Source organism: Blautia sp. AF19-1, from assembly GCF_003479155.1.
GTDB classification, from domain to species: Bacteria; Bacillota; Clostridia; order Lachnospirales; family Lachnospiraceae; genus Fusicatenibacter; species Fusicatenibacter saccharivorans.
This window is the reverse complement of record NZ_QUGQ01000014.1, coordinates 93,766-103,629: the sequence shown is the minus strand read 5'-3', so window position 1 is coordinate 103,629 and position 9,864 is coordinate 93,766. Positions and strand designations below refer to the sequence as shown.

Annotated in this window: 11 protein-coding genes; all 11 read left to right on the top strand. The window is 46.4% G+C overall.

Features of this window, described 5'->3' with window-relative positions:
- Positions 1–1,232: recombinase family protein (locus DWX26_RS10760; RefSeq protein WP_243030629.1), on the top strand; the 1,232-nt coding region annotated here is incomplete at its 5' end.
- Between the two features lie 161 nt (positions 1,233–1,393).
- Positions 1,394–2,329, top strand: coding sequence for a carbohydrate kinase family protein (locus tag DWX26_RS10755; protein ID WP_118601408.1), 936 nt, complete (start codon positions 1,394–1,396; stop codon positions 2,327–2,329).
- A gap of 12 nt (positions 2,330–2,341) precedes the next feature.
- Positions 2,342–3,466 (top strand): non-canonical purine NTP pyrophosphatase, encoded by a 1,125-nt coding sequence (locus DWX26_RS17540; protein WP_118601407.1) that lies wholly within the window; start codon positions 2,342–2,344, stop codon positions 3,464–3,466.
- 85 nt (positions 3,467–3,551) lie between these two features.
- The gene (locus DWX26_RS10745) at positions 3,552–4,103 is read left to right on the top strand and encodes a flavin reductase family protein (protein WP_055219194.1); all 552 of its coding nucleotides are present in this window, start codon (positions 3,552–3,554) and stop codon (positions 4,101–4,103) included.
- Between the two features lie 138 nt (positions 4,104–4,241).
- The gene (locus DWX26_RS10740; protein WP_022461550.1) at positions 4,242–4,559 is read left to right on the top strand and encodes a PadR family transcriptional regulator; all 318 of its coding nucleotides are present in this window, start codon (positions 4,242–4,244) and stop codon (positions 4,557–4,559) included.
- Positions 4,556–5,173: a DUF1700 domain-containing protein gene (locus DWX26_RS10735; RefSeq protein ID WP_022461551.1), complete on the top strand. Its 618-nt coding sequence runs from the start codon at positions 4,556–4,558 to the stop codon at positions 5,171–5,173. The genes DWX26_RS10740 and DWX26_RS10735 overlap by 4 nt, the downstream gene beginning before the upstream one ends.
- Positions 5,170–6,099, top strand: coding sequence for a DUF4097 family beta strand repeat-containing protein (locus DWX26_RS10730; RefSeq protein ID WP_118601406.1), 930 nt, complete (start codon positions 5,170–5,172; stop codon positions 6,097–6,099). Before DWX26_RS10735 ends, DWX26_RS10730 begins: the two co-directional genes overlap by 4 nt.
- A 328-nt stretch (positions 6,100–6,427) precedes the next feature.
- Positions 6,428–7,405: a LacI family DNA-binding transcriptional regulator gene (locus DWX26_RS10725; protein WP_022461553.1), complete on the top strand. Its 978-nt coding sequence runs from the start codon at positions 6,428–6,430 to the stop codon at positions 7,403–7,405.
- Positions 7,406–7,656: 251 nt separating this feature from the next.
- On the top strand, positions 7,657–7,812 hold the full coding sequence (locus DWX26_RS16755; RefSeq protein ID WP_158565053.1) for a hypothetical protein: 156 nt from the start codon (positions 7,657–7,659) through the stop codon (positions 7,810–7,812).
- 141 nt (positions 7,813–7,953) lie between these two features.
- Positions 7,954–8,895 carry an ABC transporter permease gene (locus tag DWX26_RS10720; protein WP_022461554.1) on the top strand — a complete coding sequence of 314 codons (942 nt, stop codon included), beginning with the start codon at positions 7,954–7,956 and terminating at the stop codon, positions 8,893–8,895.
- 19 nt (positions 8,896–8,914) lie between these two features.
- Entirely contained in the window at positions 8,915–9,826 is a 912-nt protein-coding gene (locus tag DWX26_RS10715; RefSeq protein ID WP_082426161.1) for a carbohydrate ABC transporter permease, read from the top strand.
- The last annotated feature ends 38 nt before the right edge of the window (positions 9,827–9,864 follow it).

Sequence of the window (9,864 nt, the reverse complement as noted above, 5' to 3'; positions counted from 1 at the left end):
GTCTGATCTATGATAAATTTATTCATACAAATATGGGAATTTCTGCGATTGCTGCATGGCTGAACCAGCATGGATATAAAAAGAAAAAACGACAGAATAATACACTGGACGCATTTGCCGCTTCATTTATAAAAGGCGTTCTGGATAATCCGGTATACTGTGGAAAGCTGGCTTATGGACGAAGGAAGAATGAGAAAGTATCTGGTACAAGAAATGAATACCGTATTGTAAAGCAGGAAAATTATATGTTACACGATGGTATCCATGAAGGAATCATTTCGGAAACAGACTGGGAGCTGGCACATCAAAAACGGGAAAAAACAGGTGTGAAATATGAAAAGACACATAGTCTCGAGCATGAGCATATTTTATCCGGAATATTGAGATGCCCGTTATGTGGAAGCGGTATGTATGGGAATGTGAACCGAAAGAAAAAGAAAGACGGAACCTTATATAAGGATTATTTCTATTATGCCTGCAAACATCGTCGCCTGGTAGACGGTCATAAATGTGGATATCGTAAACAATGGAGCGAGGAGAAGATTAATAATGCAGTGGAAGAAGTTATTCGGAAGCTGGTGAAGAATCCTAAATTCGAAGAAGCAATTCTGAATAAAATCGGTTCAAGAATAGATACAGAAGAAATAGAAAAAGAGATTGAAGGATTAGAAAAGCAGCATAAGCAGCTGACAGGAGCAAAAGCAAGACTCGGACAGCAGATGGATAGTCTGGATATCATGGATAAATTTTATGAGAAGAAATATCAGGATATGGAGACAAGGTTATACCGTTTGTATGATGAGATTGAAGGCGTGGAGAACAGTATAGAAGAAGTCAAGAATCGCCTGCTGAATATTCAGCAACAGAAAATATCAGAAGAAAACGTCTATCAATTTCTTTTATATTTTGATAAACTATATGATAAGTTCACCGACCTGGAGAAGAAAGAATTTCTTAACAGCTTTGTAGAACAGGTGGACATTTATGAGCAGGAGCAGCCGGATGGCAGATTCCTGAAGCACATAAAGTTCCGCTTCCCGGTGTATTTTGGAGACAGGGAAATACAGGAACTTTGTTGGAACAACGAAAGTACCGTTGAGACGGTAGTCTTGATGTCAAAACAAAGAAATAAGGACCAGCTTCCAGGTCGAGACGGTGAAATCCGGCAACTCAACTCCCTGCGAGTGTATGGCCAATCAGAGGTCAGAGCGGATGGATTGTGTAGGAGTTGAGCGTTCTTCACTGTCTCAACTGTCGAGACAGTAGCAGAGAGCAGCAATGTAAAAGTGCCTTGCATTATTTGGATGCTGATAAGACAGAAATTTCGTGAAACAGACGAAGAGGCTTGTCTGAAAAAAGAAGGAATGAAAAAACAGGAGAGGAAAAAAGAAACATGGCAGTAAATAAAAATGGAATCGTAGTATTAGGAGCAGTTTTTGTGGATATCAAAGGTTTTCCAGAGGACATCTACGTCCCGTACGGCAGAAACGCCGGCCATGTCGAATACATCCACGGCGGTGTGAGCCGAAACGTGGTGGAGGATATCGCAAACCTGGAACTGCGCCCGACCTTCCTTGGAATCGTGGATAATACCGCACTCGGCGAGGATGTTGTGCGCAAACTGCAGCGCCACAAAGTCAATACCGAATACATGAAAGAAATCCCGAACGGTATGGGAACATGGCTTGCTGTCTTCGATCACAACGGTGACCTGGCGGGCTCCATTTCCCAGCGCCCGAACCTGATGCCGATTCTCGATATTCTGGAAGAAAACGGAGATGAAATTATCGAAAACTGCGATTCCATTGTGGCAGAGATCGATATGGACAAAGAGATCATCAAAAAGCTGGTACAGCTCTGTGAAAAATACGATAAAAAATTGTACGGCGTTGTCAGCAACATGAACATCGCAGTCAGCAGAAGAGATCTTCTGCAGAAATTTGACTGCCTGATCTGCAACCAGATCGAGGCAGGCGTTTTCTTCTCCGATGATTACAGCGAAAAAACACCGGCCGAGATGGAAAAGATTCTCGCCGAGCGTCTGAAAGCGGCAAATGTTCCGGCCATGGTCGTAACAATGGGCGGCGACGGAGCGGTTTATGCGGAAGCAGACGGAGAGAGCGGCTTCTGCCCGGCGCAGAAAGTACAGGTAAAAGATACAACAGGAGCCGGTGATGCGTTCTGCGCAGGTGTTTCCGCCGGTCTGACCTATGGAAAAACGCTTGGCAAGGCAGTTGAAATCGGTACGCGTCTTGCTGCATCCGTCATCACATCGTCGGAAAATGTCTGCCCGCGCTTCCGCCCGGAAGAGTTCGGCATCGAGGCATAGAAGGGGGCAGAAATGAAGTTACTGTACGGAACCGGCAACCCGGCAAAACTCGACGCGATGCGTCACCGCCTTGCCGGTCTTGGGATTGAGCTGATCGGGCTGAAAGATCTTGGCGGTGTTAAGCAGCCAGAGATTATCGAGGATGGAAAAACGCCGCTGGAAAATGCCAGGAAAAAGGCGGAGGCGTATTTCAACGCGCTTCATATGCCGGTGTTCTCCTGTGATTCCGGTCTGTATTTTGACAACGTGGCAGAGGACGACCAGCCCGGCGTCCATGTGCGGACCGTGAACGGAAAGTATCTGTCCGATGAAGAAATGACCGCGCATTACGCCGCCCTTGCAGAAAAGTACGGCGGCCTGACGGGACGCTACAAAAACGCAGTTTCGCTGATTCTTGATGCGGACCACCGCTATGACGCGATGGACCCGTCAATGGAGAGCGCTCCTTTCCGCATGGTCAGCACACCCCATCCGATGAGCAAAAAAGGCTTTCCGCTCGACCGTCTGTCGATCGATCTGCGGACCGGAAAATATTATTACGATCTGAATGAGCAAGAAGCCGCGCTCGATCAGCTTGCCGTGGAAGACGGTTTTCTGCAGTTTTTTGAGCGGGCAATGGAGGAATACCATAAAATGGAACGATATGAACTTCGAACCATCCGCCAGGATGAAATGGAACAGGGCGTTGCCATTGAGCTGGCGTGCTTTCCGCCGAATGAGGCGTGCTCCGAAAAGAGCATGCGCGAGCGGGTGCAGTACGCGCCGGAGCTGTTTCTGGCGGCAGTAGACAAAGAAACCGGAAAAATCGCCGGAACGCTGAACGGACTTGCAACAAACGAGACAAAATTCCGTGATGCCTTTTTCGATGAAATCAGTCTGTACGACCCGAAGGGAGAAAACGTCATGCTGCTGGGTCTCAGTGTCCTGCCGGAATACCGCGGCCAGGGAATCGCCCGCGCGCTGATGGAAGAGTACAGCCGCCGGGAACAGAAAAACGGAAGAAAACAGCTCATTCTGACCTGCCTGCAGGATAAGGTGGAGATGTACAAAAAGATGAATTTCCACGACGAGGGAATCTCCGCATCCACCTGGGGCGGCGAGGAATGGCATGATATGACGAGAAAATTAAACGATTAAGAAAATTTGCAGAGAAAATCTCTTGTGTTAAAGTTTGCTGTAAGCGTTATAATAAAGAAAATCAAGCAAAACAGGAGGAACAACCATGAGCAGAGTAAATTTTGGAGCAAAACCAAACATGTATCCACTTCCGGTTCTGATTATTGCAACATACGACAAAGATGGCAACCCGGATGCCATGAATGCTGCATGGGGTGTAGTCACAGATTTCAATGAGATCTCCATCAGCATGGGCGACCACAAGACAACAGACAACCTTGCCGCAACCGGTGCCTTCACCGTCAGCATGGCAACCGAGGATACTGTTGTTGGCTGCGATTACGTCGGCATCGAGTCCGGCAGAAAAGTTCCGGATAAATTTGCACGCGCCGGTTTCCATGCAACGAAGAGCGAATTCGTCAACGCGCCGCTGATCGACGAGCTTCCGATGGCACTGGAGTGCAAAGTGAAAAGCTTTGACAACGGCATTCTGGTCGGCGAGATCGTGAACGTCTGCGCAGACGAGAGCGTTCTGACCGACGGAAAGATCGACCCGAAAAAACTGAAACCAATCGCCTTCGACCCGGTCAACAACACCTATCTCGCCATGGGCGACAAAGTCGGCGACGCATTCGGTTCCGGAAAAGCCCTGAAATAAACACAGATGATGACATGACAGCGAATATGTAAAAATTTTATATATTCCCCTTGACAAACCGCCTCCATAGTCTTATGATATGTATAAATTATATATATAAATATTTTACATATCAGAAACTAACGGAGGTGGTTTTTTATGTATTTTCCGGTATCAGCACTGCTGATCGAATTTATGATCCTGTCGATTGTGAATCGGGAAGATTCTTATGGATATGAAATCAGCCAGACGATCAAACTGGTTGCAGACATCAAAGAGTCGACACTGTACCCGATCCTGAAAAAACTGGAAAAGGCGGGCTACGTGACGACGTATTCCGCAGAGTACCAGGGCAGAAAACGGAAGTATTATTCGATCACAGAAGCAGGAAAAACACAGATGGCGTACCTGCAGGGCGAATGGAAGTCCTATCGTGACACCATTGACAACATCATCGAGTGGAGGAAAAAAGAATGACGAGTGGGGAATATCTGAAACAATTGGAAAAGTATCTGAGGAAGCTTCCGCAGAGCGACTATGAAGATGCGATGGAATACTTCACCGAGTATTTTGCAGATGCCGGTCCGGAAAATGAGCAGGCCGTGATCAAAGAACTCGGAACACCGAAACAGGCAGCCGCCGAGCTGATGCGGAATCTTCTGGACAAAAAAGTAGATGAACGCGAGGCAATGGAAAAGGAAGAAAAACAGAAAGAGAAGAAAAAAACGACAGGCGCCAACGTCGTCTGGATCGCGATTCTCGCCCTGTTTGCAGCCCCGATCGGAGCCCCGATTCTGATCAGCATTCTCATCGTTCTGCTCTGCGCGGCCCTCTGTGCGGCACTGCTTGATATGAGCGTCTTTCTGATTGCAGTTGTCGGCGTGGCCGCCGGAATTAAGATGCTGCTGCGCGGCATTCTGGCAGTCTCGGTTTCCTTCGGCGGATTCTGCTTTATTACCGGAATGGGCGTTTTCATGCTGGGAATCAGTATTCTGTGCGCGGTGTTCGGCGTATACTTTGCAAAATGGATGGGACGGCTGTTCGTGTGGTGTACACGTAAGGTAACGAAAAAAGGAGGAAGCAGATCATGAAAAAATGGACAAAAACAGCATTACTGACAGGATGTGCCTGCTGTATTGCCGGTGCAGTGCTGACGTTCAGCGGATGGGCAAGCGGCGGAAAAGCATACGCGGAAACGTATGATCTGAATGCGATGAGCGGTTCTGCGAAGAAGGAAGACGGCATTTCCACACAGGAAAAGATAAAACTTGATGATTTTGATGAACTGCAGGCAGACCTTACGATCGGCGACCTGAACATCCTTCCGTCCGGTGACGATTCCTGTTATCTCGCCTGGCGGATTCCGTCGAAAAAAGGAGAGACTGCAGTGGAATATCGCGTGCGGGACGGTGTTCTGAGCATCGAAGAGACAAGCGCAGTGTCCGATACGATTTACATTAATATTGACTTTACGGAAGAAATCTTAAGTGGCGGTAAACAGTCGGAAACAGGAGTGATTCTGTATGTACCGGAAAAGAAGGTACTGAAAAAAATAGAGGTAACGATGGGATTCGGTGATGTGCAGATGAATGGCATCCAGGCGGAAAGCGGAAGACTGCAAAATGCGGATGGAGATATCACACTTTTCGGATGTGACATGCAGAATATCAAATGCAAAGCAGATTACGGTGATGTGGAACTGAAGAGCGGAACGTGGGAGAATGGGTCGATCACGCTGGAGGATGGCGATGCGAAAATCCAAAATACGAAGCTTTCCGGAGATGTGTCGGTGGAAAACTCCTACGGCGATATTGAACTTGAACTGGGTAAAAAAGATCTGGAACGGCTGGAAATTACGGCAAAGACAGATTTTGGGGAGATCGATGTACCGGATACCATGGAGAATCTGATGCAGAAAGAGGAGGACGAGCAGAGCTTTTCTTATGTACCGGATCAGCCAGCGGGCAGAATCACACTGATGACAAAGGATGGTGATATCTCGTTGGAAAACGATTAAACGTTTCTGAATGTTCAGGGACATATGAAATTCCAGAAAAATCGCAAAGCATGCCCGCATGAATGAGCGTTTTTGGAAAATAAGACAAAAGTGACAAAAACACAGGAGGCTGTTTGGATGGTTTCACCAGAAAAAGGGAAATGATCCAAACAGTCGCTTGTTTTTTTGTACTTAAATTTTCAGCTTTTAACTTGATTTGTAGATTGCGGTGCTTTAAAATAAAAGTAATCAAGCATTGTGGAACGGGCTCCACAGACCGGCAGCGGGGGAAAAGCCGGAACGAGTCAGAGAAAACAGCCCAGTGTCAGAATAGGAGTTAGGAGAAACTATGGCAAGTATTAGAGATGTCGCGATCAAAGCGGGAGTAGGAATCGGAACGGTATCCCGTGCACTCAATGGGAGCGGGTATATTTCCGATGAAACAAAACAGAAGATCATGCAGGCAGTGGAGGAACTGAACTATAAACCAAATGAGCTTGCCCAGAACCTGTTCCGCAACAAGTCCGGTTTTATCGGAATTGTTGTTAAGAATCTTTCACATCCGTTTATGGCATCTCTGGTGAAACATGTCGAGAATAATCTGTACACCAATGGCTACAAGTGCATGCTCTGCGAGGTTGGGGACAATCCGAACCGCATCGAGGAATTTGTGGAAATGCTGCAGCGAAATGTCATGGACGGCATTATCTGCTGTGCGGATATCCCGTCTTCTGTCAGCCTGGCGGAAATTCACCGTCCGATTGTCATGATTGACCGCTACGTCACCGAAGGGATTCCGTGTATACATTCCGACCATAAGCGCGGCGGTGAGCTTGCGGCGCAGGCGCTTTTGAGCGCAGGATGTAAGAATGTGCTCTATTTTGCATCGAGTGCAACAGAGCGTGGTTGCTCCATGGATCGTTACCGACGGTTTGCGGAAGTCTGCAAACAGCATAAATGTAAAATTACAGCGATTGATGCCGGAAGCAAGATTCTGAATTTTCAGAGCGGCCCGACGATCTGGAAAAAATACATCAGCCATTTTGATGGAATTGATGGACTCTTTACAGCCGATGTCACAGCGGCAGCGTGCATGAAGATGCTGCAGAAAAAAGGAATCAAGATTCCGAAAAAACTGAAGGTGGTTGGCTACGACGGCCTGGATTTTACCCGCTTTTTGACACCGGAGCTGACGACGGTCTGTCAGAATGTGCCGGAAATCGCAAAGCGGAGCGTGGACACAATCATCCGCATGATTGACGGAAAGAAGATTGAGGAGATGGAGCAGATTGTGGATGTGACCTTCCGAAAAGGAGAAAGTACCTGAAGATAACAAAACAGGGAATTACCGAATTTTGCATCATTTTCCGGGATTGCGATAGAACAGAAGAAGAACAGATATCAGAGACACTCGATCTGAAAAGAAAGGGTGTCTCTTTTTCATGTATAAAATAAAAATGAAATAAAACCAACTTATATACGGCAAAAGGGCAGAAAGACTGAGCAAAAGGATATGAAATCGCTGCTGAAACAGTTGCAATTGTCGAAAAAATAGTGAAAAACGGAAAAGTGGAACATATGGAACAGGAAAAGCATGGAACAGCGGAACATGTGGAACAGGAGAATGGAAGAAGAAAGAAGATAAGTGTGAATTTTATGAAAAACAGGATGCATATTGCACAAAAACACAAAATAAAAATTGTGAAAATATTGAAAATGACGAAAAAATATTGATGATTTGTTGACATTGGGCGAACTGCGTACTATGATACAGGTATGGAACAGGTTCCACAAGGCAAAGTGCCAAAACGGAAACGATGCAAATGTGGAACGAAAAGCGGTTGGTAAAGCTTTTAGAGAAATAAGGAGGGAACTATGAAGAAAAAAACGTCATCGCCGAAAACGGCAGAAAGTGGAAAATTGAAAAAAGCGCTCTCGTGCTGGCAGCTGTACATCCTGCTGATTCCTGCACTGATCTGGCTGATCGTTTTTGCTTACTATCCAATGTACGGCCTGATCATCGCCTTTAAAGATTTTAAAGGCCGCATGGGAATCATGGGAAGTCCGTGGGCAGATCCGATCTTCAAGTATTTCAAGATGTTCTTCAGTACCAGTATTGCCATGACGGCAATCAAGAACACGATCGTCATCAGTCTGGAGAGCCTGATCATCGGATTCCCGATTCCGGTTATCTTCGCACTCTTACTGAACCAGGTACAGAGAAGCGGACCGAGACGAATCATCCAGACCATCTCCTACGCACCGTACTTTATGTCAAACGTAGTTGTAGTCAGCCTGATTTCCGTACTGTTTTCCGCAAACGGTCTTGTAAACCACGCAGTTATGGGAGCCGGCGGAAAAGCAATCATGTTCACCAGCCTTCCGGAGTACTTCCGCAAACTCTTCATCGGAAGTAACATCTGGCAGACGATGGGATTCAACGCCATCATCTTCATCGCAGCACTGACCGCAATCAGCCCGGAATATTACGAAGCAGCAACGATGGATGGTGCTTCCAGATTTCAGAAGATCCTTTACATTGATTTACCTCTGATTATGCCGACCATCATCCTGATGCTGATCCTTCAGGTAGGTAACATTATGAACGTGGGATATGAGAAAGCTTATCTGATGCAGAACGGTACCAACACAACCGTCAGTGAGATCATTTCGACATACGTATACAAAGTAGGTCTCCAGACCGCACAGTACAGTTTTGCGACAGCCGTTGGCTTATTTAACTCCGTTGTAAACTTCATTATTCTGGTTATCACAAACGCAGTTGCAAAGAAGACCAGCGATATCAGTATTTTCTAAGAGTCAGGGGGCTTGAAAAATGGCAAATAATAACACTGTGAAAAAGAAAAAAGTAAAAATGAGTACGGGAGACAAGGTCTTTACCGTGATCAATACCGTCATCATGATCCTTGTCTGTATTGCAATTGTATATCCTCTGTATTACGTGCTTCTGGCATCTGTTACAGACCCGGTTGTTGTAAGCTCCGGTAAAATTCTTCTCTATCCGGAAGCGTGGTACACCAACGGATATGAAACCACACTGAAATACCAGCCGCTCTGGACCGGCTATGCAAACACCATCAAATATACCGTATTAGGAACGCTGATTTCCCTGGTCTGCACCATTCCGGCCGGCTATGCACTTTCCAGATACGATATGGTAGGAAGAAAACCGATTATGTTCCTGTTCACCTTCACGATGTTCTTCAGCGGCGGTATGATTCCGATGTACTTAACCGTACAGCAGCTGCACATCTACAACACAACATGGGCTATGGTCCTTCCGGTAGCAGTGTCCGCTTACAACCTGATCGTATGCCGCTCCTTCTTTGAAAGTGGTATTCCGGTCGAGCTTCTCGAAGCAGCAAAAATCGACGGCTGCAGCGATTTTGGATTCTTCTTCAAAATTGCAATTCCGCTGTCGAAAACGATCATCGCAGTTATGTGTCTGTTCTATGCAACCGCAATGTGGAACCAGTTCTTCAACGCACTGATGTTCCTGCAGGATGACAGCAAGATGCCTCTTCAGGTCGTTCTTCGAAACTTGGTACTGATGAACCAGTCCAACCAGATGGGAAGTAGTGCTTCTGAGATGGTAACAAAACAGAAACTGGCTGAGCAGTTAAAATACTGTGTCGTAGTTGTTTCCGCATTCCCGCTTCTGTGCGTATATCCTTTCCTGCAGAAATACTTCGCAAAAGGTGTTACGATCGGTGCAGTCAAGGGCTGATGCAGAACAGAAAATTTATTGTTGCAGAATTCATGGAT